Source organism: Micromonospora sp. WMMD956, assembly GCF_029626125.1.
GTDB lineage: Bacteria > Actinomycetota > Actinomycetes > Mycobacteriales > Micromonosporaceae > Micromonospora > Micromonospora carbonacea.
This window is the reverse complement of record NZ_JARUBI010000005.1, coordinates 3,441,365-3,467,106: the sequence shown is the minus strand read 5'-3', so window position 1 is coordinate 3,467,106 and position 25,742 is coordinate 3,441,365. Positions and strand designations below refer to the sequence as shown.

General features: G+C 71.3%; 21 protein-coding genes and 3 pseudogenes. 15 read left to right on the top strand and 9 right to left on the bottom strand.

The window, feature by feature from the left end; genetic code table 11:
- Nucleotides 1–2 precede the first annotated feature (2 nt).
- Nucleotides 3–313 (bottom strand): annotated as a pseudogene (locus O7628_RS15945) (hypothetical protein).
- A gap of 61 nt (nt 314–374) precedes the next feature.
- On the opposite strand from O7628_RS15945, the gene O7628_RS15940 reads away from it, so the two are divergent.
- The 5 genes from O7628_RS15940 to O7628_RS15920 all read left to right on the top strand — a co-directional run bounded on the left by O7628_RS15940 (nt 375) and on the right by O7628_RS15920 (nt 4,034).
- Entirely contained in the window at nt 375–1,025 is a 651-nt protein-coding gene (locus O7628_RS15940; protein ID WP_278131525.1) for a hypothetical protein, read from the top strand.
- On the top strand, nt 976–1,713 hold the full coding sequence (locus O7628_RS15935; RefSeq protein WP_278131523.1) for a hypothetical protein: 738 nt from the start codon (nt 976–978) through the stop codon (nt 1,711–1,713). The genes O7628_RS15940 and O7628_RS15935 overlap by 50 nt, the downstream gene beginning before the upstream one ends.
- Nucleotides 1,596–2,720, top strand: a complete 1,125-nt coding sequence (locus O7628_RS15930) for a DEAD/DEAH box helicase (protein WP_347405237.1) — start codon at nt 1,596–1,598, stop codon at nt 2,718–2,720. The genes O7628_RS15935 and O7628_RS15930 overlap by 118 nt, the downstream gene beginning before the upstream one ends.
- A 97-nt stretch (nt 2,721–2,817) precedes the next feature.
- Nucleotides 2,818–3,384 (top strand): hypothetical protein, encoded by a 567-nt coding sequence (locus tag O7628_RS15925; protein ID WP_278131521.1) that lies wholly within the window; start codon nt 2,818–2,820, stop codon nt 3,382–3,384.
- A 2-nt stretch (nt 3,385–3,386) separates the two neighbouring features.
- Nucleotides 3,387–4,034 (top strand): nucleotidyl transferase AbiEii/AbiGii toxin family protein, encoded by a 648-nt coding sequence (locus O7628_RS15920; protein ID WP_278131518.1) that lies wholly within the window; start codon nt 3,387–3,389, stop codon nt 4,032–4,034.
- A gap of 652 nt (nt 4,035–4,686) precedes the next feature.
- Here O7628_RS15920 and O7628_RS15915 read toward each other — a convergent pair.
- Both O7628_RS15915 and O7628_RS15910 read right to left on the bottom strand, forming a co-directional pair.
- Nucleotides 4,687–5,070, bottom strand: a complete 384-nt coding sequence (locus tag O7628_RS15915; RefSeq protein ID WP_278131516.1) for a VOC family protein — start codon at nt 5,068–5,070, stop codon at nt 4,687–4,689.
- A gap of 538 nt (nt 5,071–5,608) precedes the next feature.
- The gene (locus tag O7628_RS15910) at nt 5,609–6,895 is read right to left on the bottom strand and encodes a hypothetical protein (RefSeq protein ID WP_278131514.1); all 1,287 of its coding nucleotides are present in this window, start codon (nt 6,893–6,895) and stop codon (nt 5,609–5,611) included.
- A gap of 200 nt (nt 6,896–7,095) precedes the next feature.
- On the opposite strand from O7628_RS15910, the gene O7628_RS15905 reads away from it, so the two are divergent.
- The 5 genes and pseudogenes from O7628_RS15905 to O7628_RS15885 all read left to right on the top strand — a co-directional run bounded on the left by O7628_RS15905 (nt 7,096) and on the right by O7628_RS15885 (nt 13,386).
- A complete protein-coding gene (locus O7628_RS15905) occupies nt 7,096–7,785 on the top strand; it encodes a response regulator transcription factor (protein WP_278131512.1) in 690 nt (229 codons plus the stop codon).
- Entirely contained in the window at nt 7,778–9,658 is a 1,881-nt protein-coding gene (locus tag O7628_RS15900; protein WP_278131511.1) for an ATP-binding protein, read from the top strand. The genes O7628_RS15905 and O7628_RS15900 overlap by 8 nt, the downstream gene beginning before the upstream one ends.
- Before the next feature lie 96 nt (nt 9,659–9,754).
- Nucleotides 9,755–9,954, top strand: a pseudogene (locus O7628_RS15895) (IS701 family transposase); the annotation flags it as partial.
- Between the two features lie 59 nt (nt 9,955–10,013).
- Nucleotides 10,014–10,106: pseudogene (locus tag O7628_RS15890) on the top strand (transposase); the annotation flags it as partial.
- A gap of 409 nt (nt 10,107–10,515) precedes the next feature.
- Nucleotides 10,516–13,386, top strand: a complete 2,871-nt coding sequence (locus tag O7628_RS15885; protein WP_278131509.1) for an AAA family ATPase — start codon at nt 10,516–10,518, stop codon at nt 13,384–13,386.
- Between the two features lie 109 nt (nt 13,387–13,495).
- Here O7628_RS15885 and O7628_RS15880 read toward each other — a convergent pair whose 3' ends face one another.
- Both O7628_RS15880 and O7628_RS15875 read right to left on the bottom strand, forming a co-directional pair.
- Entirely contained in the window at nt 13,496–14,101 is a 606-nt protein-coding gene (locus O7628_RS15880) for a TetR/AcrR family transcriptional regulator (protein WP_278131508.1), read from the bottom strand.
- A 184-nt stretch (nt 14,102–14,285) separates the two neighbouring features.
- Entirely contained in the window at nt 14,286–15,287 is a 1,002-nt protein-coding gene (locus tag O7628_RS15875) for an NAD(P)-dependent oxidoreductase (RefSeq protein WP_278131507.1), read from the bottom strand.
- Nucleotides 15,288–15,695: 408 nt separating this feature from the next.
- Here O7628_RS15875 and O7628_RS15870 point away from each other — a divergent pair, with 408 nt between their 5' ends.
- Both O7628_RS15870 and O7628_RS15865 read left to right on the top strand, forming a co-directional pair.
- On the top strand, nt 15,696–16,157 hold the full coding sequence (locus O7628_RS15870) for a hypothetical protein (protein WP_278131505.1): 462 nt from the start codon (nt 15,696–15,698) through the stop codon (nt 16,155–16,157).
- Nucleotides 16,154–18,934, top strand: a complete 2,781-nt coding sequence (locus tag O7628_RS15865) for a M48 family metalloprotease (RefSeq protein ID WP_278131503.1) — start codon at nt 16,154–16,156, stop codon at nt 18,932–18,934. The genes O7628_RS15870 and O7628_RS15865 overlap by 4 nt, the downstream gene beginning before the upstream one ends.
- Before the next feature lie 7 nt (nt 18,935–18,941).
- On the opposite strand, the gene O7628_RS15860 is transcribed toward O7628_RS15865, so the two are convergent.
- From O7628_RS15860 to O7628_RS15850, 3 genes are all read right to left on the bottom strand, one after another.
- Nucleotides 18,942–19,367 carry a hypothetical protein gene (locus tag O7628_RS15860; RefSeq protein WP_278131501.1) on the bottom strand — a complete coding sequence of 142 codons (426 nt, stop codon included), beginning with the start codon at nt 19,365–19,367 and terminating at the stop codon, nt 18,942–18,944.
- A 222-nt stretch (nt 19,368–19,589) separates the two neighbouring features.
- A complete protein-coding gene (locus tag O7628_RS15855) occupies nt 19,590–20,795 on the bottom strand; it encodes a glycosyltransferase (RefSeq protein ID WP_278131499.1) in 1,206 nt (401 codons plus the stop codon).
- Between the two features lie 154 nt (nt 20,796–20,949).
- On the bottom strand, nt 20,950–21,729 hold the full coding sequence (locus O7628_RS15850; protein WP_278131497.1) for an NAD(P)H-dependent oxidoreductase: 780 nt from the start codon (nt 21,727–21,729) through the stop codon (nt 20,950–20,952).
- A gap of 144 nt (nt 21,730–21,873) precedes the next feature.
- On the opposite strand from O7628_RS15850, the gene O7628_RS15845 reads away from it, so the two are divergent.
- Nucleotides 21,874–22,722 carry a helix-turn-helix transcriptional regulator gene (locus O7628_RS15845; RefSeq protein ID WP_278131495.1) on the top strand — a complete coding sequence of 283 codons (849 nt, stop codon included), beginning with the start codon at nt 21,874–21,876 and terminating at the stop codon, nt 22,720–22,722.
- A gap of 157 nt (nt 22,723–22,879) precedes the next feature.
- Here the strand turns inward: O7628_RS15845 and O7628_RS15840 are convergent, their stop codons facing one another.
- Nucleotides 22,880–23,788: a trypsin-like serine protease gene (locus O7628_RS15840; protein ID WP_278131493.1), complete on the bottom strand. Its 909-nt coding sequence runs from the start codon at nt 23,786–23,788 to the stop codon at nt 22,880–22,882.
- A 183-nt stretch (nt 23,789–23,971) separates the two neighbouring features.
- Here O7628_RS15840 and O7628_RS15835 point away from each other — a divergent pair, with 183 nt between their 5' ends.
- Nucleotides 23,972–24,631: a response regulator transcription factor gene (locus tag O7628_RS15835; RefSeq protein ID WP_278131491.1), complete on the top strand. Its 660-nt coding sequence runs from the start codon at nt 23,972–23,974 to the stop codon at nt 24,629–24,631.
- A complete protein-coding gene (locus O7628_RS15830; RefSeq protein WP_278131489.1) occupies nt 24,628–25,740 on the top strand; it encodes an ATP-binding protein in 1,113 nt (370 codons plus the stop codon). Before O7628_RS15835 ends, O7628_RS15830 begins: the two co-directional genes overlap by 4 nt.
- Nucleotides 25,741–25,742 lie beyond the last annotated feature (2 nt).

Below are 25,742 nucleotides of genomic sequence, written 5' to 3'. Positions count from 1 at the left end.
GCCTACCTTCCGGCCCAGTGCCGGTAGGCGTCGATCCACGCGGCACCGTCCGGCATAGGGGTGGGTAGCGGCAGGTCGAGAAGGCCGACTCGTGCCGGTGGCGGCCCCGGGCGCAGACCGCGACGATGCTGTCCGCTGCCAGCTCGACCTTGCCTACGGTGACCTCGACGCCGAGGACGGTGGTGGTGAACGGCACCGCCAGATGCTCCTCGATCATGGTGAACAGGCCGGCACGCTCGTCCTCGTGACCGTCCGTGTCGACGGTGGCTTCCTCGATCATCGCCTCGAGCGCGGTACTCCGCTTCGATGCCATCGGCGCAGGATAGCGGACCGGTGCCGGGGTGTTCGGAGCCAGATGCGCGAGGATGGTCGGCATGGGTTCGGTGGCCGAGTTCGTCGATCTTCGGCGGGAGGTGGAGCGGTTACGGGCGGAGAACGCCCGGCTGGGGCGTCTGCTGGAGTTGCGTGGTCAGGACACGTCTGCGGCGCCGGCGCAGTTGTCCGCGCCGGTGGAGCCGCCGGGGCTGGTCACCATGGCTTCGCCCACGCAGGACAAGCTGGCGCTGTTCGCCGACCGGTTCCGGGCCCGGGCCGATGTGTACGCCGTGCGGTGGGACAACGCCCGTACCGGCGCTGCCGGGTGGATGCCCGCGGTCGCCGGCGGTTGGCGTAAGGGTATGGACCGGCGGGGCGCCGCCCACCTGCCCCGGACGACGGAGGTCGTCGCGGCGCATCTGGTCGGCGACGTGTTCATGGGCCTGTACCCGCTGATGCCCGGCAACACCTGCCACTTCGTCGTGGCCGACTTCGACGGGCCGACGGCGATGCTCGACGCCCTCGCCTACGTGAAAGCGGCACGAGCCAGCGCGGTGCCCGCCGCGATGGAGATCTCCCAGTCAGGCCGCGGCGCCCACGTGTGGATCTTCTTCACCGGCGCTGTTCCCGCGGCCACCGCGCGCCGTCGGCACGGTCCTGTTGCGCGAGGCGATGGTGCTGCGCGGGTCGATGAACCTGCGGTCGTATGACCGGCTGTTCCCCAACCAGGACGTCCTGCCCGAGGGTGGCTTCGGCAACCTCATCGCCGCACCGCTTCAGGGACGCCGCCGCAAGGATGGACTGACCACCTTCCTCGACCTCGGCACCCTCGAGCCGTACACCGACCAGTGGGCGTTCCTGTCGACGCTGGACCGGCTCAGCCCCGGCGACGCCGAACACGTCGCCCGGCAGGCCAAGCAAGCCGTCACCGGTGCCGACGTCGCCGCGATGAGCCAGTCCGCCGCGACGCAGGTCCATCCTCCGCTGCCTCCGGTGGTCCACGCGGAGACTGGTGCCGGGCTGACCATCGACGCCGGACAGCTCACCCCCGCCGCACTGGCGACGTTCAAGCACGCCGCTGCCATGGTCAACCCGAAGTTCTACGAGTTGCAGAGACTCCGCAAGTCCACGTGGGACACCCCGCGCTTCATCCAGGGCTACGACCTCACCCTCGATGATCACCGGTCCTCCCGCGGGGCCTGCGGCACACCATCGCCACGATCGTCGAGCGCGCCGGGTCCCGGCTGGCCGTCTCGGACGCACGAAACCCCGGGACCGAGATCGACGCCGCGTTCACCGCCGAACTCACCGGCAAGCAGGCCACCGCGGTCGGCGCGCTTCTCGCCCACGACGAGGGGGTCCTGGTCGCTCCACCAGGCTCCGGTAAGACCGTCATAGCCTGCGCCGTGATCGCCGAACGCAACACCTCCACCCTGGTCCTCGTCGACCGCAAAGCCCTCGCCGACCAGTGGCGCACCCGCGTCGAGCAGTTCCTCGGCATCAAGCCGGGTCAACTCGGCGGCGGCCGACGCAAGCTCACCGGCACGGTGGACATCGCGTTGCTGCCCTCCCTCGCCCGGCGCGACGACGTCGCCACCCTGACCCAGGGGTACGGGCACGTCATCATCGACGAATGCCACCACCTCGGCGCCGCCGCGTACGAGCACTCGGTCAAACGGATCGCCGCACAGTTCTGGCTCGGTCTCACCGCCACCCCCACCCGACGCGACGGCCTCGGCCAACTCGTCACCTGGCAACTCGGACCCGTCCGGCACACCCTGACCGACGAGGAACAAGGCACCCTCGCGGCAGCGATGCACATCGACGCCGGACCCCGACGAGCGCTGTTCATCCACGAGACCACCTTCCAGCCCGGCGACATCGACCTTGACGCCCCCGGCGCGCTCGCCGAGGTGCACCGGCGACTGGCCCTCGACGAGCCCCGCAACACCCAGATCACCGACGATGTCGCCGTTGCCCTGACCCGCGGTCGCAACTGTCTCGTCCTGACCCGGCGGGTCGCCCAGGTCGAGGCTCTCACCGCCCTGCTCGCCGCACACGGACATCAGGCGCTCGTGCTCCAAGGCGCGATGAGCACCGGCGAACGGCGGATCATCGTTGACCGGCTCGACGGCGCCAAGACCGGCGACGGCCTACTCGTCATCGGCACCACACCGTTCATCGGTGAAGGCTTCGACGCCCCTGCCCTCGACACGCTCTTCCTCGCCGGTCCGATCTCCTACGACGGCCTACTCGTCCAATGCGCCGGCCGTGTCATCCGCGCCGCGCCCGGCAAGGACGTCGCCGAGGTCCACGACTACCACGACCCGGCCACCCCCATCCTCGCCGCCTCACTCCAACGCCGTATGCCCGGATACCGGGCCCTCGGCTTCACCCGAACATGAGTGCATCCGATCCCGATCACCATGCCTGGTCCCGCCCAGTTGCCCGGGCATGACGAAGAGCCAAGCGTGCTTGGCCTAGCGTAGTAGGCTGGCAGGCATGGGCCGGTTCTCCGAAGATGAGCTACATGCGGTTGTCTCCCGGTACGAGGCGACGCGGGCGCAGGCATTGACCGAGCGGGACGAGCAGCTACGGGCGTTCCACGCGGCCGGCTGGCGGCCGGTGGATCTGCAGCGGGTCACCGGCTACAGCCGGGAGACGATCCGTCAGGCGCTACGACCGGAAGTCCGACGGGCCACCAACATCAGCCGACGCCGGACACCACCCCAGCCGCCGGCCGACTACCGACCCTACGGTGACCGCAGGCCATACGTGGTGGCCGAAACCCTCGCCGCGCTGCACGGCCCGACCGAAGGCACGGTGACGCTTCCGCGTCATCTCGACTGGTCCGGGCACGCCGAATACGACCTGAACCGGCCCACACGCCTGGCCAGCATGTACAAGGTGGTACTCGCCGAAGCCAGCACGGTCGAGGATCTGAACACCTGGCTCCATGCGGACCTCCTCCGGCGGCTCTGGCCCGCCCTCTGGCTGCCACCCCAGCTCCGCCGGCGCTGGGAGGAAGCCTTCCCCGAACTCGCCGCCACCCGTAGCGACGCAGCGTAGCGGTGGACCCCTTTCACGAACGCCTCGCCCGTACCGGGCTCGCGGCGGCCGATCGATACGGCTTCGCGCTGGCCGGCGGTTACGCGGTCCAGGCCGCCGGGCTGCTTGAGCGGCCCAGCGAGGACGTCGACCTGTTCACCGCCTGGGACCGCCGCGACGAGTTCACCGCCGCGGTCGCCGCCGTCGTGCACGCCTACCGAGACGACGGCCTGATCGTCGAGACCGAGCGCCAGTACGAAACCTTCGCCCGGCTGGCCGTCACCGACGGCGTGCGGGTTTCCAAGGTCGAACTCGGCGTGGACTGGCGCGCCAACGAACCGATCCTCATGGCGATCGGGCCGGTCCTCCACCCCGACGACGCGGTCGCGAACAAGATGAGCGCCCTCTACGGGCGCGCGTTCGCCCGGGACTTCATCGACATCGACGCCACCCTCCGATCCGGCCGCTACACCCGCGAAACTCTCCTCACCCTCGCCCAGCGCGCCGACCGTGGCTTCGACCCGCGCATCTTCGCCGATGCCCTCGGACAGGCCACCCATCTCGACCCCGACGACTTCGCCCAGTACGGCGTCACCGGCCCAGCGCTGGACGATCTCCGAGGCCGATTCGCGGAGTGGCGCCGCGAACTGCTCGACGACGAGGAAAGATGACTCGGTCCCCACTCGCGGCAACGTTAAGCCGCACCCGCAGGACCCACAACGTTCCAGCTGATCTTCGGCAAGCGATCGCAGCAATCCCGCGAAGCGACCGGCACGCACCGGCGGAAAACAAAAAGCCGCAGGTCGTCGGCCTGTGGATACCGGCGGAGCGTCCGGTTAGGAAACCGATGCTCTATCCCCTGAGCTACGGGGGCGCGAGGGCCTAGTCTAGCGACCTGGGGGTTCACCTGGGGTGGCAGGGAGTGGCCTGCGTTCACCCACATCGCCCGGCCCCCCTGTTCGCCCAGCCCAGGACCACAGCCCGAGCACACGAACCCCCGCTTTGCGACCACGAGCGGCTGCGGTGACCCGCGTCGGCACCGGGTGACCCGGGCTGGCATCCGCTGGAGAGCACACGCCGCTCACATCATCGAAGAGCATCTAGGGCTCCCGCTACAGCGGGCTGGCCGGAGGTGGTCGGATCTCGCTCGACGTACTGCCCGTCGGTCGGGAGACTGGCGGTCGTGACAGCCGGAATGGTGTTCCCGGACGGCGCGTGGCATGAGGTCAGGTTCGGGTTGTTCGTGCCGACCCTCGATTACGGCGGGAGCGCGTGGGGCCCTGCACCAGATCGCGGATGTCGCATTCAGCGCTGGTCGTGGCATCAAGCTACGCAGAACTCGTTGCCCTCGGGGTCCTGCATGACGACATGCCCGAGGACATCGCCGTACCACTCCTCGCGGACCACCGTCGCGCCGGCGGCAACCAGGTCGGGCACTTTCTGCCGGATTAGTCGGGCGCGCTCGACCATGTCCCAGGGGCCTGGACCGGCCACCCGGATATCGATATGCATACGGTTCTTGCCGGACTTTCCCTCGGGCACCTTCAGGAAACCGATGGCAGGGCCCCGGCCATCGGGATCGACGATGGAGGCGTTGTCCGGCTCGTCGAAACCGGGTTCCTTGACATAGCCGAGGGCTCGTGCCCAGAAGGCAGCGATCCGGTGAGGATCGTCGGCATCGCATCCCAGGGTCCACAAAGTCGCCACGGCGTCAACGTACGCGGGCTACGACGCGCTGTCATCGACCAATCCGCACGTCGAGGAGCAGACGGCTCAGCAACACCCGTCACGCAACGTCCCGATCTTGATCGCCGCGAAGTCGAGCGGGCAGTCGCCGTGCGTAGGTCGAGATCGGCGCGTGTGCGCTGGCAGCCGTACCCAACTCTGACCAGCTCACAGAACCACAACCAAACTGATCAGACGACAATGTACGGACGCGCGGGCGTCTTCGCCCTCCTGCGACACCGCATCCTGCTCGACTTACCACCACCCTCCATCACACCGAATGTGAGACAGGGCCGAATGTGAGACAGGGCCGTTCGTCTGGCAGACCCTCTCCCTACGCAAACAACAAGCCGGCCGATGTGACCACGCCCCGGACGGGCTACGGTCACATCGGCCGGGCAGGACCCGTCGGGTCGCGGCGGTTGGCCGTGAAAGCGATCACCCCTCGCATGCGCGGGGAGCTAGCTCCTCCCCGACTCGACGAGTCGGGCTTCACCGGCCGTGCCGGCTACCTCGATCCTCAGCGACGCTGGGGGACGATTTTCTCGGCGTCGACCACCGTGAAAGAGGCGTACGGGTCGACGCGACCGCTGATGACCTTGTCGGCCTGCCGGTCGCCCAGCAGCGCGGAACGGAAGAACGCGGTGACGTACCCGGTGCTGACCTGGCGCTGTTCGGTCTCGGTCAGTTTGCGGGTCACGTGCGTCCACTCGATCGGCGGCTCCGGGGTGCCGCTGTCCGGGTCCCAGTCCGGGATGATCGGGGTGCCGCACCAGCCCGGCGCCGGGGCGAAGCCCTGGTCGTCGACCGCGCCGACCTGCCCGCTCTCGGGAGACCACTGGGTGTTGAGGAAGTTGTGGTTGGCGCCGCGGACGTGCCAGGTGTAGATCGGCTTGTGGGTGTGCCCGGTTGCCAGCTTCGCGTAGTCGAGGCCCTGCTCGCTGTCGCAGCCGCCGACCCAGACCGCGAGGGGCGCCGAGGTCACCCGGTAGAACTTGGCATCCGGGGAACCCGGGTTGGTGGCCGCGCCCGGACCGGCGGCGGCGAGGGCGAGGACTCCGGCCACCCGCACGCCTGCCGGAAGGTCGGCGCGGTGGACGTCGGCGGCGTGCCAGGCCACCGCGCGGCCGCCACGTGAGTGGCCGAGCGTCCCGGTGCGGGAGAAGTCGATCTTGCCGGTGAGCTTCGGGGTCGGGCCGCTGAAGTGGCCGACCAGGGCGCCCCGGCCCGTACGGGCCAGTTCGGTCCAGAGCGCGAGGTGCTTGTTGATGAGCTTCGCGCGCGCGTTGTCGGACTCGGTGCCGATCTGGCCGGCGTTGATTCCGTTCGCGCTGATCGAAATGACGACCATGCCCTGAGCGGCGAGCTCCCGGGCGAGGTAGTCGTAGCCCCGATAGCTGGGCAGCGCCGCGACGCCGGGCGCGCAGGGCCACTGCGAGAGCCGGCCGGTGGCAGCCAACCAGCGCGGATCCTCGTAGTAGTCGTCCGGCGACTCCGCCTCGACGCGCTTCGCCTCGTCCTCGGCGGCCTGGTCCGCGCACGTGGACCAGTAGCCATGGGAGAGCACCACCAGCGGAAACGGTCCCCTGCCGGTGGCCGGGTAGTGCACGTTGCCGGTCAACTCGATCGGTGCCAGGGGCGAGTCCGGGCCGTCGGTGTGGAAACCGGCGACCGTGAAGGCGGTGTCGCCGAGGGTGTAGTCGAGCGACTTAACCGGATAGTTGCGGTCCTTCGCCTGGGCGGGTGACGCGGGCACGAGGCCGGCCGCGGCCAGAGCCACCGCGACCAGGCCCTTCAACAGTGCCAACTTCTTCTCCTTGGCAGGGACCGGGATTCCGCCGCCCCGGGCCGGCGGCGGGCCGTCGGGGGCGGGGTTCGGAAGCGAGACGAGTGTTCGTGCCATGACCGCAGAGCCTGACGGTCACTTGTCAGAGACCTGTTGTGATCCGGTGGTGGTCCCGTTCTCGACCTGTTTTCCCTGCTCGGGCGCCTCGTAGACTCTCCACCGTGAGTGCGAACGTGCTGGTCGCCGAGGACGACCCCAAGCAGGCCGAACTGCTCCGGCGATACCTGGAGCACGAGGGCCACCGGGTGTCGGTGGTCCACGACGGCCGGGCCGCCCTGGACGAGATCCGCCACTGCCCGCCGGACCTGCTGGTGCTGGACGTCATGATGCCGCGCGTCGACGGGCTCGACGTGTGCCGCATCCTGCGTCGCGACTCGGAGGTGCCGGTGCTGATGGTCACCGCCCGGGGCGCCGAGGACGACCTGCTGCTGGGCCTGGACCTGGGCGCCGACGACTACCTGACGAAGCCGTACAGCCCGCGGGAACTGGCGGCAAGGGTGCGCACCCTGCTCCGCCGGACCCGGTCCGTGGCCGCGCGGCCCGTCGCGCCGGTGCTGCGGGTGGGCGACCTCCTCCTCGACCCGGTACGCCACGAGGTCACCGTCGCGGGCGCCCCGGTGTCGTGCACGCCGGGCGAATTCGCCCTGTTGAGCGCGTTCACGGCGGAGCCGGGCAGGGTGTTCAGCCGCGACCAGTTGCTCCGCCGGCTGCACGGGCTCGACTCGTACATCACGGCCCGCACGGTCGACGTACACGTGATGAACCTGCGCCGGAAGATCGAGGCGAATCCCCGTCGCCCGGAACGGCTGCTCACCGTCTACGGCATTGGATACAAGCTCGCCGATGGCTGAGCGGCACGGGCGCGGCAGCCTCCTGGTCCGGCTGCTCGCCCTCAGCGTGGTGATCTCCGTACTCTCGATCTCGGCGACCGCCTGGCTCGCCGTACGTGACACGACGCGGGCGCTCCAACAGGAACGCGGCCGGGCACTCGCCGACGACGCGCGGATCTACGACGCCCTGCTCGGGCACGGCGCGACCCACCGGGACTGGACGGACGTGCTGCCCCTGGTGCGGTCCCTCGCGGCGGACACCGAGCGGCGGGTCGTCCTGACCGGCCGCGACCGCACCCCGATCGCCTCCTCCGGCGAGGGGACCCTGCCGCAGCGGGCCTCCGCCACCGTCGACCCCCTCGACGTCGACGCCGACCTGGCCGCGACGGCGGGACGCGACGGCATCGACATCCGGGCGACCGGCCCGTACCTGCTGCCGGACGCCGAACGAGCCGCGCTGCGCAGGCTGGCCGAACGGGCCCGGGACTGTCTGCGCGGCCCGGTCGGGCTCACCACCCCGGTCCCGATGATCGTGGCGGAGACGTCTCCGCCGACGTACGGCGACGCGGAGCTCGTCGTCGACCCCGGCGGTCGGCCCCGCATCGAGTCCCGAGGCGTCGCCGTCACCGGCGACACCGGGTGCGCGGAGGAGCTCGACGCGCTGGCCGCGCCCACCGCCACCGAGCGGAGAGCGCTGGATCAGCTCGACGACCTGGTCGACACCTGCCTGGGCCGCCAGCGGGCGCCGGCGGTGCGGATCGGCCTCGGTGGGCGGTGGACCCCGGTCGGGGCCGGCACGGTCACCTCCGAACAGCGCGCCGACGTCGACGGCTGCGTCCTCGACGCCCGGCGCGCCCAGCTCGCCGCGCACGTCGCGCCGCCCGTGCTGCTGTTCGTCACCGACCCGGGCGCGCCGACGCCGGTCGGAGCCTTCGACCTCACCCCGGCCAACCGGCTGCGGATCTTCGGGGTGGCCGGGCTGGTGCTGCTCGTCGCGGTCGGCGTCACCGTGCTGGTGGGACTACGCCTGGTCCGACCGCTGCACGCGTTGACCGCCGCGGCCGGCCGGATGCGCAACGGCGACACCACGGCGCGGGTCCGGGTCTGCGGACGCGACGAGATCGCCCGGCTCGGCACCGCGTTCAACGAGATGGCCGAGCAGCGGAGCCGGGTCGAGCAGTTGCGCCGTGACATGGTCGGCGACATCGCCCACGAGATGCGCACGCCGGTGACGAACATCCGCGGCTGGTTGGAGGCGGCCGAGGACGGGGTGGTCGAGCTGGACGTGGACCTGGTCAGCTCGCTGCTGGATGAGGCGCTGCTGCTCCAGCACGTCATCGACGACCTTCAGGACCTCGCCGCGGCCGACGCGGGCGAGCTGAAGCTGCGCCGGAGACCGGTCGAGGTGGCCGAACTGCTCCGGGAGGTCGCGGACGCCTTCGCCCCCGCCGCCGAGGCCGCCGGGGTCGTGCTGGCCGTCGAGGCCGCGCCCGGCACGCTCGACGCCGACCCGATCCGGCTCCGGCAGGCCGTCGGCAACCTGGTCACCAACGCGATCCGGCACACGCCCGCCGGCGGCCGGGTCACCCTCGGCGCGCGGCACCGGGCCCCCTACGCCGAGATCGTCGTGGCCGACACCGGGCCGGGCATCCCGGTGGAACACCGTGACCTGGTCTTCGAACGGTTCTGGCGGGCCGAGAAGTCCCGCAGCCGGCGGACGGGCGGCAGCGGCCTCGGGCTCGCCATCGTCCGCAAGATCGCCGAAGCGCACGGCGGCACCGCGGAGGTCTCCGGCACCACCGGGACGGGAGCCGTGTTCACCCTTCGCCTTCCCGCCCCGTCCGGTCAGGCCGATCCGCCTCGCGGACCTGTCCCATCCGCCCGCCGACCCTGACCGCGCGCCCGCGCGGAGGAGTTGATTGCTGCTCCGCCTGCTCCGCCTGCTCGGCGTGGTGCCGGCGCCGAAGCGCACGGGCCACGGCTGGTCACCCTCGCCCGTGTCGCCGGGGCGAGGTGGGCGATCGAGGAGTGCTTCCAGCGGGCCAAGAACGAAGCCGGCCTCGACGAGTACCAGGTACGTGACTGGCGGGCCTGGTACGCCCACGTCACCTCGCGATGGCCACCCACGCCTGGCTGTCCGTGGCCAGGTCCCTTGCGACAAGAGGGGATCCGGCGCTGGGGACGGCATGATGATCGGATACCCGGTACCGCGCTGCCGTCGCCGCAGTGGATGGGCAGACCGGAAGGCACCTCGTCGGGCGATCGTCGACGGCATCCTGTACGTGGCGCGTACCGGCTGCGCGTGGCGGTACCTACCGAGCGACTTCCCGCCCTGGCAGACCCGCGCTGGACCGGTGGTGACCGGCGGCACCGCCGGCACGGTGCTGATGCAGGGCGACCCTGGCATCGGCAAGACCCGTGTCCTGTCCGAGTGGCTGGGAGGGGCCGGCAACGCATCTTCCGCACGGCTGAGGTGATCGCCCGCCTCGGGCTGCTCGACGACGCTACGCAACCACCTGGGTGCCTCGCTGCCCGCCCTCATCACGCCGGTTGTCCGCTTCTCCAGCGGCGATGGCGTGCGGATCCGGCGGCGCTGCGTTCGCTGGCTGGCCTGCGACGCTCGCATCCGCTGACAGGCACCCACCCCGCACCTGTCGAAGATCATCTACTGCTTTCCGCTCCAGCGGGCCGGCCTGAGGTGGTCGGATCCGGACCCGGAAAAGTGTCGGTGGTCAGACCTAGAGTTCAGGCATGACCACCAGGCCCCCGGGCAGTGCCGCCCCGGTCGCCGCGCGGCCCGCCAGTGGCCGGATCGATCTGCCTGACCACCTGGTGCCGTTGCTGACCGGATCGCCGCACCTCAACGTGTTCGGGCCGACCAGGCCATGGGTGCCGCCCGCGGGGTGGCTCGAGGACACCCGTGCCCGGCTGATGGCCGTCGCCGCCCGGGAAGGGCTCACCGACCTGCCCGCCCGGGCGGCACGACTCAGGCCCGGCACGTCGATGGCGGTCGAGGAGGTGAAGTGGCTGGCGCAGGGCGCGCTCGGCGCGTCCACCAGCGTGTCGGGCCCGCTGTGGCGGCTCGGTGACCTCCTGGTGGCCGACCGCCTGACGGCGCCCCTGACTCCGACGACGGACCCGGAGGCGACCTGGCAGACCCAGGTCATGCCGGTCCCACCGGGGCGTCTCTTCGCGGATTCCGACAGCCCGACGCGCCGGGACCGCATCATCCGCTACTACCGCGACTGCCTCGGGATACTCGTCGAGGCGCCACCGTTCGCCGAGCGTGGACACACGCTAGCCAGGTTGTACGCCCGGATAGCCGAGGACCCGGCGCTACTGGAACAGCACCGGACGGGGTCGCGGCGGCAACTCGCCGCCCAGTGGGGATCGGCCCTGCTCGGTGACGTGGAGCGGGCCGCCCTACCCGACTACGCCGGACCGGCCGACTACCTGTCCTGGACCATGACCGGCCTCCGGGCCGCCCACCAGCGCCTGGTGGACACGGTGGGTGCCGAGGTCGGCAGTTTCGACGAGTTGGTCGCCGCCATGCTGCTGAAGCTCGGCAAACCGGTGCCCGCCGTCATCGCCACGACCGGGCTGGGCCAGGACGGTTTCCACGCCGTCGTCCGCGCGTACGACATGCTCAAGCCCAGCTTCGACTACGACATCTGGTACAGGACGGTGTTCGCGTGGCTGGACCACGCGATCATCGCGGGCGAGGCGGAGACCGCACGCATCTGGGTGGGCCTGGAGTGGAGCTGCGCCACCGCGCTCAACGGCTGGCCGGGCCCGCACCGGGACGTGCAGAGCGGGCTCTTCTTCTGCCTGAGATACCTGCGTAGCCTGCGCATGCTCGGCCAGCCACGGCCCGCCGTCATCAACCCGCTGGTGTCCGCCCTCGCCGACGCTCCGGGACCGGCGCAGCCCACGACCGCCGCGCCCCGACCGGCCCGGCCCGGGGGCGCCCCGAGCGGGCACTCCGCGCAGGACGCCATGGGTGTCCTCGACGACATGATCGGGATGTCCCCGGTCAAGCAACGCGTCGTCCGGCTCCGCGCGGAGGCCAGGGTCGAGGCGCTGCGCCGCGAGTCCGGTCTCCCACCGGCCCGCAACCGACGGCACATGGTGTTCGCCGGCAACCCGGGCACCGGGAAGACCACCATCGCCACGATCATCGGCCGGGTCTATGCCGCGTACGGCGTGCTGGCCTCCGGCCACCTGGTCGAGGTGGCCAGGGCGGAGCTGCTCAACGGCGCCAAGGTCACCGCAGCTGTCCGCAACGCGCTCGGCGGCGTCCTGATGGTCAACGTCGGCCGGGCGGTCCCGGAGAACCCTGCCGCGCGCGAGGCCACCGCGACGCTGACCAGGTTGATCGAGGAGCACCGCGAGGACCTCGTGGTCGTCATCGCCGGGCAGCCCAAGGACGTCGCGGAGTTCCTGTCGAGTGAGGTCGGCCTGGCGGCGCGGTTTCCGAACACCTTCAACTTCGTCGACTTCACCGACGACGAGTTGGTGCGGCTCTTCGAGCGGGAGGCCAGGGCGTCCGGGTTCGTGCCCGCCGACGGCGTGCTCGACCGGGTCCGGAGTCTCGTCACGCGGATGCCGCGCGCCGCCGGCTTCGACAACGCCCGGGTGGTCCGCAACCTCGTCGACGAGTCCGCGTCGCACCAGGCGATGCGGGTCAGCCGGTCGGCCGCACCCACGGTCGGGCAGCTGGCCGAGCTGTTGGTGGAGGACATCACGGCACCGGCGTCCGTCGTGCTCGCGCCCGCCCACAAGGGCGACCCGATGGCGGAGCTGGACACGCTCATCGGGCTACCCGACGTCAAGGCGCGGGTGCGGCTGCTGGTCGCGGAGGCCCGGGCGGAGAGCCTGCGGACCCGGGCCGGGCTCGCGGTGAGCCGAGGATCCCGGCACATGGTGTTCGTCGGAAATCCGGGCACCGCGAAGACCACGGTGGCCCGGTTGATCGCCCGGATCTACGCCGACCTCGGGCTGCTCGGTTCCGGTCATCTGGTCGAGGTGACCAGGGCGGACCTGATCGGCCAGTACATCGGGCAGACCGGCCCGCGCGTCCACGCAGCGTTCGAACGGGCACTCGGTGGCGTGCTCTTCATCGACGAGGCGTACTCGCTGTCGATGTCCGACTCGCCGCGGGACTACGGTCACGAGGCCATCGCCACGCTGCTCAAGCTGATGGAGGACCATCGGGACGACCTGGTGGTGATCGCAGCCGGCTACGAGGTCGAGATGCGGCGGTTCCTCGAGGCGAACAGTGGTCTGGCATCCCGGTTCCCCACGGTCCTCGAGTTCCCCGACTACGACCTCGACGAGCTGGTGCAGATCTTCACCGTCCTCGCCCACGACGCCGGCTACCAACTCGCCGACGGCGTACCGGACCGGGTTCGTACGACGCTCGCCCGTCTTTCCCCGGGGTCGTCGTTCGGCAACGGCCGCACGGTGCGCAACCTGCTGGAGGCGACCGTCGCCAAGCAGGCGGCACGGATCATCGAGCTGGCCGACGCGCCGGCGGAGGTCGTCCGGAAGCTGGTGGTGGAGGACCTGCCGACCAACGTCGGCGGCCACGACCAACCGCCGGCGATCGGCCAGTATCTGTGATCAGCAGGAGTTCGGTGCCATGCCGCGGGGGCCGGCCGGCCATCGGTCTCCGGGCCCGTCGCGCCCCTTCCGACCTGCAAGGTCAGCTTGGAGAAGGCTCGGGAACGTGTCAGGAGCTGCCCGCCGCTTCCGTGGCGTTCTCGTGGGTGTGAGCGGCGACCATGGTGACGAGGGTGTCGATCAGCTCTTCGGCGGTGGTCTGCCATTTGTCGCCGCCGAGCTGGCCGGTGAGTTCCATGCCGGCGATGCCGTCGGCGCTGGCGAGGAGCAGGGCGGCGTATCGGCGGGCGTGGTGTTCGCCGGTCACGGCGGCGACTACCTGAAGGGATTCGTCCTGCGTGGGCTGGGCGGCCCGGGCGAGCGCGGTGGGATCGCTGGCGGGGCTGCTGAACATCAGGCGGTAGAGATGGGGTTGGCGGCGGGCGAGGTCGATGAAGGCGGCGAGGAGGGCCCGCAGCTTTGCGGCCGGGGTGCGGCCGGGGTCTCGGTGGATGGCGCCGATTCGTTGACCGAGTTCGTCCCAGGCATGGCTGCCGACCGCGATCATGAGGTGTTCCTTGTCCGGGAAGTGCCGGTAGGGGGCCCCACGGGTGACCCCTGCCCGCGCTCCGACGGCACGGAGGGTCACGGCTTCGAGGCCGCCCTGGTCGAGCAGCTCGGCCGCCGCCTCGAGCAGGGCCTGGCGTGTCGCGGCGGCGGTTTCAGCCCGGATCATCCGCTCATCCTATGGCCGGGTGGGGACGCCTTTGCCGACCGTGGGCGAAGGGCCGTGGCTACCCGCCCCTCGGGTCGCTACAGCTGTTCGGCCAGCGACTCGATGTGGTGGCCCAGGTTTCGTTCACACTGTGAACTGCTTCATGAAGGTTCCTTCCGCTGACCGGGTGGTGAGGGCGCGAGGTTCAGCGGCCTGCGTTGGAGGATTGCGTCATCTGCCGGAGTCCTTCCTCCACGGTGATCGCCGGCTGGTAGCCCAGTCGAAGTCGTGCGCGGCTGATGTCGTAGACGCGGTCGCGGCCCATGAACGAGATGATCCAGGGGGTGAGCGGTGGCACGGTGGCGCTGCGACGCGCTTTGGCGGCGGTCTGCATGAGCGTGGCCAGGGGTGAGGCGACTGCCCGGGGAACGCTGTTGGCCGCGCTGACGTCGATCCCGCGGGTGGCCAGCAGCGGGGTGAAGAAGTCGCGGGCGGGGCGAGGACTGCCGTCGGTGACGTAGCAGATCAAGCCGTGATCTCCACGGTCGAGTGCCAGCGTGATGATGTGGGCGAGGTTGTCGACGTGGCAGAAGTCGACCAGGTGCCGCCCTCCGTCGATCCAGGAGAATCGGCCGGCTTCGACGGAGTCGATGAATCCCTGCAAGGTGTGGGTCATGCCCTGGCCCCACAGGAACGGCGGCCGGATGACGACCAGGGACGTGTTCCCGTGCGGCAGCGCAAGCAGTTCCTGCTCGGTGCGGAGCTTCACGCGGCTGTAGGCGATGTTCGCCTTGCCCGTGTCGGAGTCCTCGTCGACGGTGTGGTCGCGATTGGTGCCGGTGGAGACACTGGCTGCGGACACCAGGACGAATCGCTTGACCCGTGCGGCCACGGCGGCCTGGTAGAGGGCGCGGGTCGGCAGCAGGTTGCGGTCGACGAAGACCTGGTCGGGTCCCCAGAAGACCATGAAGGCTGCCGAGTGCACCACGGCGTCGACCTCGCCGAGAATCTGTAGCCAGGCAGGCCCGCTGCCGGACCTGGCCAGGTCCGACAGGTCACCGCTGACCGGGAGCCCGCCGGCCGAGGTGATCGCGTCCGCGGCGGCCGCGGACCGCGCGAGCGCGTGCACCGTGTGCCCGTCGTTGACCAGCCGCCGGAGGATTGCTCCTCCGGCGAAGCCCGATCCACCCGTGAGAAAGATGTTCATCGATACTCCTCGACGATTGCGTGACACCCATGGCGTACGTGCGGCTGTCGACCGTCGCAGGCCGAGGTCCTCGGCACCGCAAGATGACAGCGTCAACACAGTCAGCGTAAGCAGTTGAGATGACGTCGTCAACGGTTCGGGATGACTTTGTCATCAGCAGGATGACTCGTCGCCGGCCCGAGCGCCCCTCGGACGCCGACACCCTTGCCTCCTCACGTGAACAGCCACGTCGCACGCCGGCGCCTGTCCGTTGCGGCCGGGCGCCCGGCATGGCCGGGCGGCTAGCATCGACGGATTACGGTGAATGCGCATGTGGGGTCCGTGACCGCTCCACACCGTCGGGCCGGGGGACGCATGAACACTGCAGGAACGCCGGAACGGGCATCCTCGGACGTCACCGTGCGGGACGTGGTCCGCGCGGTCATCGCCGACGTCGCGCCCGAGGAGTTGCCGGTCGTCGACGCGCTCCGGCAGTTCGACGACGAGACCGCAGTCAGCCGTCTTGGCCGGGGTGGCGCGCGCCGCGCGCCGCTCGGCTTCGGGTTGGAGGACGCGGTCTACCTCGTCACGCCGGTGCTGTGGATCGCGTTGGATCAGAGCGTCCGCAAGACCGCCGACCGCGCGGTCGACGGGTTCCCGCACAGCGTGCGGAAGCTGTTCCGCCGGGCGTCGCGCAGGCGGCCGGAGCCGCTGGCCGTGCCCGAGCTGACAGTGCATCAGGTGGCCGACATCAGACAGCGGGTGCTGGAGCTGGCCGCGACGTCTGGATTGTCGCCGGAACGAGCTGAGGCGCTCGCCGACCAGCTGGCGGTGCGTCTGCTGATCCCTGTCACCCCGGTCGAGGACGAGCGGCCCGCCGCTGCGGAATGACGACGCCCACGATCCCCGCCGCCGGTCGGGGGTTCGGCGCGGGCACGACCCCGCGGTTCCTGCTGCTGTCCGCCCTGGTGCTCGTCACGGCGGTGCGGCTCTTCGAGCGGGTCAATGCGGTGCTGTTCTACGCGCCCTCCCACGACCTGCTCGGCGGGATCGGGTGCTATCTCGCTGCGGGGGAGGACCCGGCCGGCGATCCCGTGGCCAACCAGCAGGCGCTGCAGCGCCCAGGCGTCAGGGAGGCCCTGGAGACCTGCCTCGACCTTCCCGGGCAGCGTGATCCCGGATGGCCGTTGGTCGTCGAGATGGGTCTGCTGGTCGTCGCGGCGGCCCTTCTGCACTTCGTGCTTCCGCTGTGGCGATCACGACCGGGCCGGGTCGTGGAGCTGGACGAACGGATCGACCCGTCCGGTGAGCTGCGGGAGCTCGTACACGGGCTGGTGGGTGTGGCCGGCCTGACCCGTCCGCCGCGGTTCGTCGTCGATCCGGCGGCCCGCACCCCGGGCGCGGTGGTGTTCGGTCGATGGGGCCGGTACACGGTGTGTCTCCACGGCGGTCTCCTCGTGCGCCGGGTCGAGGATCCGCTCGGGTTCCGTGCCGTCGTGCTGCACGAACTCGCCCATCTGCGCAACCGCGACGTCGACATCACCTACGCCACCGTGGCCCTGTGGCGCGTCTTTCTCGTCGTCCTGCCGGCCGGGGTGCTGCTGTCGATCGCCTACCTGCGGCCGGCCGCGCCGTCGCTCTTCGCCGCGCAGAACCACCGGAGCAGCCTTCAGGATCTGTTCGCGACCGCCTTCCTCGTCGTGCTCGTGTACCTGGCCCGCGCCGAGGTGTTGCGCGTCCGGGAGCTGCACGCTGATCTCGGTGCCGTGCAGTCGGGCGCCGACCCGCAGGCGTGGCACCGTGACGCGCGCCCGCCCCGGCGGCCCGCCGCCCGCCTGCTGCGGTGGATCAGCGGGCCGTGGCGTACGCATCCCGACGGGACACAGCGGCAGCTGGCCCTGAGCGATCCCACGCGGGTGTTCGCCGTGCCGCGCCTGCCGGTGTTCTTTACCGGAGTGACCGTGCTGGTCGTCGTCGGCACCGCGCGATCGTCGCAGGCCGTCACCCAGCGGGTGGGCATCGAGCCGGTCACCACCGCTGCCAGCGCGCTCGGCGCCGCACTGGCCACCGCGGTCGTCGGGGCCGTGCTGTGGCAGTCTGCAGTCCACACGCCGGCCACCTCTCGTCCCCGCGCGCCGGCGGTCCGTACCGGATTCTGGTTCGGCGCCGGGTTGGTGACAGGTGAGCTGGCGCTGGATCGTGTCACCGACGGGTGGCTGCCCGAGCGCCCGCAGTTCCTGCTGGTGCTGCTGCTCATCGGTGTCGTGATCACGTGGTGGACGGCCGAACACGTCGACCTGTGGGCACACACGCGACGCGGTCGCCGCAGCCGCCCGGCCGTGCTGCTCACCCTGACTGCGACCGGACTCGTGTTCGGGACGTGGTTCGCGTGGTGGCAGTCAGAAGGGCAGTGGTGGGTCCAGGGACGGCCGATCGTCGACCCCCAGGGTGTGCTCCGGCTGTACGACACACAGTTGCCCGGGCTGCTCGACGCGAACTCCGGCCCGCTGGCCCTCACCGCTGCGACCAACTGGGTGCTCGGCCGGCTCGGCACCGACCAGAGCGTGCTGCCGGGTGCCCACGGCCTGCTGCTGGCGGGCGCGCTGCTCTGGCTGCTGCCCCTGACGACCGCTCTGTCCCGTAACGGTACGGGGTTGCCTCTGCGCCGGATCGTCACCTGCGCGGCCTGCGGAGGGCTGCTGGCCGTGGCGGCGCTGGCCGTGGTCCGGCTGCTCCTGCACGACGCGGTCGCGCCGGGCCCTGGCCGGCCTGCGGCCCTTCTTCTGCACGACTCCACGTGGACGGTGGCCGTCCTCACCGCCGCCGCAGCCGTAGCGGGCGGAACGGCGGGTGCCCGCAGCAGCCGGTATCGACTGCCGACTGGTCTGGCGACCGCCGGCATCACCATGCTGTCAGGTCAGCTGGCGTCGTTCGTCCTGGAATCCGCGGACGGCTGCTGGGGGCCCTTCGACGTGCTGACCGACTCGTGCGGCTGGCGACCGGGGGGCGGGTGGTCGTACGTCGCCGGCAACACCCCGGAGCTCCTCGGGCCGGGAATCTTCCTGGTCGCCGCAGCCTTGCTCGTCCTTGCGGGCCGTCGCGAACGACCGGAGCCGCCCGCCCAGTCCACCATGCCTCGCCCGCGCCTCGTGGTGTCTGTCGTCGCGGTCACGGTCGTCGTCCTCGGCGCGGCCTCCTGGAAACCGGCGGTGCGGGTGTCCTCGCCGACCGCCGGGGGCATCGCACTCACCGCGGCGGACCTCCCGGTCGCCTCCTCGCCGACGATTCACCGACTGCGGGTGCTGGCGTGGCTGAAGTACGGAGGTCAGCGGCTCCTCGACGACATCTCCGGCAAGCAGAACACCTTCACCGTCCTGGTGACCACGCCACCGCTGACCTACCGGGACGTCGTCGACCGGGTGCGCCCGCTGTGCCTGGACATCGAACGCGACGTGGCGGCAGCACGCGCCTACTTCCCCGTCCCCGACGACGAGGCATGGCGGGACTGGACCGCCTACCTCGACGACTCGGCGAGAGCGGCCGTGACGTGCCGGCAGGCGGTCGACGCCAACGACGTGGCCCTGTTCCGCTCAGCGGGCCAGCAGATGCAGCAGACGTTCTTCTCCCACCGGAAGATCTACGACCGGCTCCAGCCGTTCCTGCGCTGATCCGCCCCTAGCGGCGAAGGTAGCCGAACGTGCGGCAGTCCTCGACCAGCCCGTCGAGGTACCCGCGTATCTTTGCGCGGATCTGGTCGGCCGGGTCTCCCGACCTGAGGGCCAGGTCCGCCGCGGTGGTGAAGTCACCGACCACCCGCGCCTCCCGGGCGAACTCGGTGTTCGTCGAGCGGGCACCGAGGTACGCCGCGTCGATGATGTCGCCGGCATCGAAGCGGCCCGGATCGGCTTTGATCTTCAACGCGGCTTCGCACGCCGGATAGCCGGCATCCGCGACCGCCGTTGCCGCCGTAGTCGGGGGCGCTGTCGACGTGGCGAGGGACGCTGTCGGGTCGCCCGCCGGAGTGGTGGACGGCCTGCCGTCAGTGCACCCGGCGACCACCGCAACCGTCACCAGACCCGCCAGCCGCGCTGCGTGCTGCATTCGCCCCATAGGGTGATGGTCGCACCGGGAGTCGTCACATGCACATCCGTCAGTTCTCGCGGTCCAGAAACTCCGCACTATTCCTCGGCCGGCCCGCGAGTGACACTCCCCCGGGCTGGCGACGGTTGGGGCAGCCGGAACCACGGGGGCGTTGTCCAGGCGGAGCCGACAGAGCCGGGTGCGCGCTCTCCTGGGAAAAAGCGGTGTGGACCGGCGCGGGCGTCAGAGGCCGAGGATGAGGTTTGCGGCCACCTCGGCGCCGTCCGGGCGGATGGTGGCGGCCGTCGCGGCGGCGCGGGACCGGGTCTCGGGCGACAGGGCCTGCCCGAGCGCGGCTGCCAGGGACTCGACCGTCGGAGACGGGCCGGAGTGGGCGGCGCCGATGCCGAGGGCAGCGACGCGGGCGGCGAAGTACGGCTGATCGGCCATCTGCGGAACCAGCACCTGGGGTACGCCCGCCAACGCGGCCGTCGTCGTGGTGCCGGCGCCGCCGTGGTGCACGACGGCGGCGCAGCGCCGGAACAGCGCCCGGTGGTTGACTTCGGCGACCACGCGGACATCGTCCGCGCCGGCGGACGGGGTCAGGCCAGCCCAGCCCCGGGAGATGACGGCGCGACGGCCATGGGCCCGGATCGCGGCCACGGCGACCTCCGCGGCGTGCCGCGGTGCGGGCATGCTGCCGAAGCCGACGTACACGGGCGGGTCGCCGGCGTCGAGGAATGCCCTCAGACCGGGGTCGAGCGGACGCGCGTCGGGGACCATCCAGGCACCGGTCTGCACCACGTCGACGGGGTTCGCGGCGTCGGCTGGCCACGGTGCCAGGGTCGGGTCCGCGGCCAGCCACGGGCCCGCGGTGAAGACGTGGTCGCGGACGTTGTCGACCGGAGGCAGGCCGATCGCCGCCCGTTCACGGTTGAGGGCGGTGCCGAAGACCGCGTGGTAGCCCTCGATCGCCAGCGCGTCGAGCTCCTTCCAGTCCGTGACATCCGGCGGCAGCGGCCGGGTCGGCGCCGACTGCGGGCGGTGGGCCGGCGACGGCAGGAAGATCGGACAGTACGCGGCGTAGACATAGCGGATGCCCAGCCGCTCCGCCACCGACTGCACGCTCGCCGTGACCGGGAACAGGCCCGTCGCCACCATGACGTCGCAGCCCTCAGCGGCCGCTGGGAGCTCGGCGAACTGCTCGGCCATCAGCTCGGCGGCCTTACGCGGCACGTCCGGCACCGTGGTCGGGGCCGGCCCGTGCACCATCTCGCGCACCGACTGGCCGATCGGCACCAACTCCACCCCGAACTGGTCCAGCCGCTCGGCGCAGTCCGGCGGGGCGCACACCCGCACGCCCGCGCCCGCCCCCCGCAGCGCGATCGCCAGCCCGACCAGCGGCTCGACGTCGCCACGGCCACCGAACGTCGACAGCAATACCCGCATGTCGCAAACCCCCATCTCCACGCGGATTCCCGTTACGGACAGCGATTCTGCGCGCACCCCCGGGCCTTGCGGCAAGCCCCCCGGTGCGGTATATGTTAGTTATGGCAGGGGGGATGCGGCTCCTTGCCCTTTTTGTTGCGCCGTGGCTGGAGCACTAATCTCGCACGTGCAGGCTGAAGCCCCTGCGGCCACGAGCTTCCAGGCCCTCCTTCAGCCGCAGTGACGGGATCTCGTAGTCACCGGAGTTCTGCCGCCGGAACGCGATGGGCGCGGTTGTCTCCAGCGTCAGCAGCCGTTCCTTCCACCTTTTCGCGGCGTCCGCGAATGCGCCTTCGGACATCCCTTCGGCGCCGTACAACACGAATGGCGGCAGCACCTCCAGGCCCGGGTAGTAGAGGATCCCGTGGTGGATCGGGAACAGCAGATCCTCGATGGGGCCGTTGATCCCGCGATCGGTGTAGTGCGACTGCGGGCCGCCAACGGTCACCGAGAGGACCGCCCGCCGCCCGCGCAGCGTTCCCTCGCCGAAACGCTCGCCGTAGCGGGTCTCGTCGTGCACCCCCACGCCGTACGCGAAGTGGAAGGAGAACACCCGGTCCACCCAGCCCTTGAGGATGGCGGGCATCGTGTACCACCACATGGGGAACTGGAAGATCACCGTGTCGGCCCAGAGCAGCTTCTCCTGCTCGCCCGTCACGTCGGGGGTGAGTGCCCCGGCGTCGTACGCCCCGCCCGAACTCGGTATCACCCGCAGCGGGCTCGTGGCGTAACCGCCGAAGTCGGCTGCGTCCACGACGGCTTTCCAGTTCATCGCGTACAGGTCACTCACCCGCACCTCGTGACCGGCGTCCCTGAGCGTGGACACCGCGAGATCCTTCAGCGAGCCGTTCAGCGAACGCGGCTCCGGATGGGCGTACACGATGAGCGTCTTCATGGCTGGTCCCTTCGACGACGTGTGTCGCCACCGATGCTCGACGGCCGGGACTCCGCCGTTCAGGGGCCCGAGTTCCGTCGGTCGGGACTTCCTGGTAATGGCAGGACCACCCGCACCCGTGTCGCCGGAGCGATACTGGAGGCCATGGACGATCTCGCGGGCTTCCTGCGCACCCGGCGCTCCCGGGTCGACCCGTCCGCCGCCGGCATCCCGACCGACAGCCGACGCCGCGTCGAGGGGCTGCGGCGCGAAGAGGTCGCCCATCTGTCCGGGGTCAGCGTCGACTACTACGTACGCCTGGAACAGGGCCGCGCCACCCAACCATCGGAACAGGTCCTCGACGCGCTCGCCCGCGTCCTCGGACTCGACGAGACCGCACGCGGTCACCTGCACCGGCTCGCCCGGCAACCCCGCCGTCGCACCAGGTCGCCCAGCAGCCGCCCACGGGCGGAGCTGCTGCGCGTACTCGATCTGATCATCGACGCCCCTGCCCTGATCTTGGACCATCGGATGGACGTGGTCGCCGGCAACCGCCTCGCCGGACTCCTCTACGGGCGAAGCACCACGGGCTTGAACACCGCCCGGCACATCTTCCTGGAGGAAGCCGAGCGTGGCCTCTACGCGGACTGGGAGACATGCACCCTCGACGTGGTCGGGCACCTTCGCCTGGCCGCTGGAAAACACCCCGATGATCCCCACCTGGCCTCGCTCATCGGCGAACTGTCCATGGGCAGCGAGCGCTTCCGCCGGCTCTGGGCCCGGGCGGACGTGCGCGCCCGCACACACGGACGCAAGGCCTACCGGCATCCGCTGGTCGGACTGCTGGAACTGCACCAGGAGAACTTCGCCCTGCCGGACGGGTCGGGCCTGGAACTGATAGTCCTGTCGGCGCCGTCGGCGAGCCCCGCCGAGGACGGCCTGCGCCTGCTGGCCTCGCTCAACGACGACGGAAGCCGCCCGGGTAAGGGCCTGCGGGTCACGAACTCGTCATGAGCCGGGCGCTGCCGAGCTCCGGCAGTCGGTCACCGCGACCTGCCCGGGCGACCAGGGCAGGGGGCCGCGACGCCGGTCGGGCCGGCCCCTGCCCCGGGCTCCCGGCGTCGGGCTCAGCTCGGCGGCACGTCGCCTCCGGCAGGTGTCGGAGCCGCCGTCATGTTCGCCGGCCAGCGCAGGTCGACCCCGCGTCGGCCCCGACCTGCGCGATCGACGGTCGGCGGCGGCCACCCGCGCGGCGGCGACGCCACACCAGGGCCACCGCCAGCAGCGCCACCCCCGCGCCGACGCCGGCCGGCAGCCACCGGGCCGGCCCCGGGGACGGGGCGACCGTGTCGGCGATCCACTCCCCGAGAACGTCGATGCGGGCGCTGAAGTCGGGACCCGGGTGCGGGCATCCCGGGCCGGTGCTGACCACGGCGACCAGGACGGGCGTTCCGTGCGCAGGCTCCCGGAAGTAGGGACCGCCGGAGTCGTGCGGACACGGACTGGTGTCCGCCCGGGGCCGCCGGCCGGACGTCTCGATGACGTCGGCACCTACCCGGCCGACGATGAACTCGCCGGTCCGGAGCCGCTGCGGCGGCGCGGCGGCGTCGGCGGCGGTCAGGCCGTACCCGGTCAACCGGAGGACCTCGCCGGCCACCGGCGGCACGTCGGCGAGGCGCAGCGGCACCACACCGGTGACCGCGGTGTCGAGTTCGACGAGGGCCACGTCGACGCCGTCCGCCTGACGGACCGCGACGACGTCGGCCTCGTGACCGTCCCGGCCGTCGAGGTCCACCCGCCCGACCGTGACGCTGGTCCGCTCCGCCACCACCCGGCTGACCCGCCGGCCGTCCGGGGTACGGAAGCAGTGGCCGGCGGTGATCACCCAACGCGGGGCGATCAGCGCGCCGGAGCACCAACTGTCCCGGGTGCCGCCACCGGCCACCGGCAGACCCGTCATGGTCAGCCGGGCCGAGAACCGGTACGCGCCGTCCGCCGCGTCCTCACCGTGGGCGATCGCCGACGCCGGCCGGGCCCCGAGGGGAACGACGGCAACCGCCGTGGCCGTCAGGGCGGCCATGACACACTGTGTGGCGAGTCGGAGCACGGGTTCACCAGCCTGAACGCAGGGGAGCAGGAACGCACCGATGCTGAGGTACCGGCCGTCCGGGCAGCGTCAGCGGCATCCTTATCGGTTCTTTATGCAGCGGGTGCCAGCCTCGCGGGCGGCCCCGGGCACGGGGAACGACGGAGAGGGGACGGCGTGCGGGTGCTGATGGCCGACGACGAGCGGGTGCTGGCCGACATGGTGGCCGAGGGGCTGCGCCGGTTGTCCATGGCCGTCGACGTGGTCTACGACGGCGACAGCGCCCTGGAACGACTCGCCGTCAACCGATACGACGTGGCCGTCCTCGACCGGGACATGCCCGGTCAGACCGGCGACGACGTGTGCCGGTGGATCGCCCGCTCCGACACCGGCACCCGGGTGCTGCTGTTGACCGCCGCCGCCGGTATCCGGCAACGCGTCGAGGGCCTGGGCCTGGGCGCGGACGACTACCTGACCAAGCCGTTCGCCTTCGCCGAGCTCGTCGCCCGGTTGCAGGCGCTGTCCCGGCGCTCGGCCCCGGCGCTGCCCCCGGTGCTGGAGCAGGACGGCATCGTGCTGGACGTCACCCGGCACACGGCCACCCGCGACGGCATGCCGCTGTCGCTGTCCCCCAAGGAATACGCCGTCCTGCACGTGCTGATGCGCGCCAGCGGCCGGGTGGTCAGCGCCGAGGACCTCCTGGAACAGGCATGGGACGAACACGCCGACCCGTTCACCAACACGGTACGGACCACCGTGATGACGCTGCGCCGCAAGCTCGGGGACCCGCCGGTGATCCACACCGTGCCCCGCGTCGGCTACCGGCTCGGGGCATGAACCTGCCCTCACCGGCCCGGCGGATGCTCCTGGTCGTCGCGGCGCTCCTGCTCGTCGCCCCGTTCGTGCCGACGGCCGCCGACCTGCTGCTCGGGCTGTGGCGGGAGTTCGGCCCGTCCTGGTGCGCCACCCCCGCGTTGCGGGCCCCGGCCGACGACGCCCCGTTCCTCTGCGTCCAGGTGTTCCGGCGGCCGAGCATCCCCCTGGTGATCGCCGTGACGGTCGTGCTGCTGGCCCTGCTGGCCGCCGCCTACCCGGCCGTACGCTGGTGCCTGCGTCCGCTGCGGGACCTCGTCCCGGTGATCGCCGACGTCGGGCCGCAGAACCTGGGCCACCGGCTCAGGCCCGGCCCCGGCCGCGACGAGCTGGCCGTGCTGGGTCGCACCATCGACGAGATGATGGACCGGATCGCGGTCGGGTACGAGGCCCAGCGCCGGTTCGCCGCCGACGCATCCCACGAACTGCGGACCCCGCTCGCCGTGCAGCGCACCCTGATCGAGGTCGGCCTGGCCCGCACCCTCAACGAGGACCAGCTCACGCTGCTCACCGCGCAACTGCTGGAGACCAACGAACGCAACGAGCGCCTGATCGAGGGGCTGCTGGTGCTCAGCGAGAGCGACCGTGGCCTGCTGACCCGCACCCCGCTGCGGCTCGACCGGACAGTCGCCACGGTGCTCGACGCGTACCGCGGCCGGGCCGGGGAAGCCGGCGTCACGATCGTCAGCCGGCTGAGCCCTCGGCTGGTCCTCGGTGAGCAGGTGCTGCTGGAACGGCTGGTCGTCAACCTGGTGCAGAACGGCCTGAAGTACAACCGGCGGGGCGGCACCCTCACGGTGCGGGTGGGCACCGATCCGGCGCTCGTCGTCGAGAACACCGGTGACGACGTCCCCCCGGACGAGGTCGCCGCCCTGTTCGAGCCGTTCCGACGCCGGACCGGCAGACGCATCGACCACAGCGGCGGCGCGGGGCTCGGGCTGGCGATCGTCCGCTCGATCACCCGGGCGCACGAGGGCATCGTCACCGCCTCCTCCACCGGGAAGGACGGGCTGCGGGTGCAGGTCACGTTCCCGACCGTGAACGTCGGCGTGACCGGGACGGACGACGGCTGAAC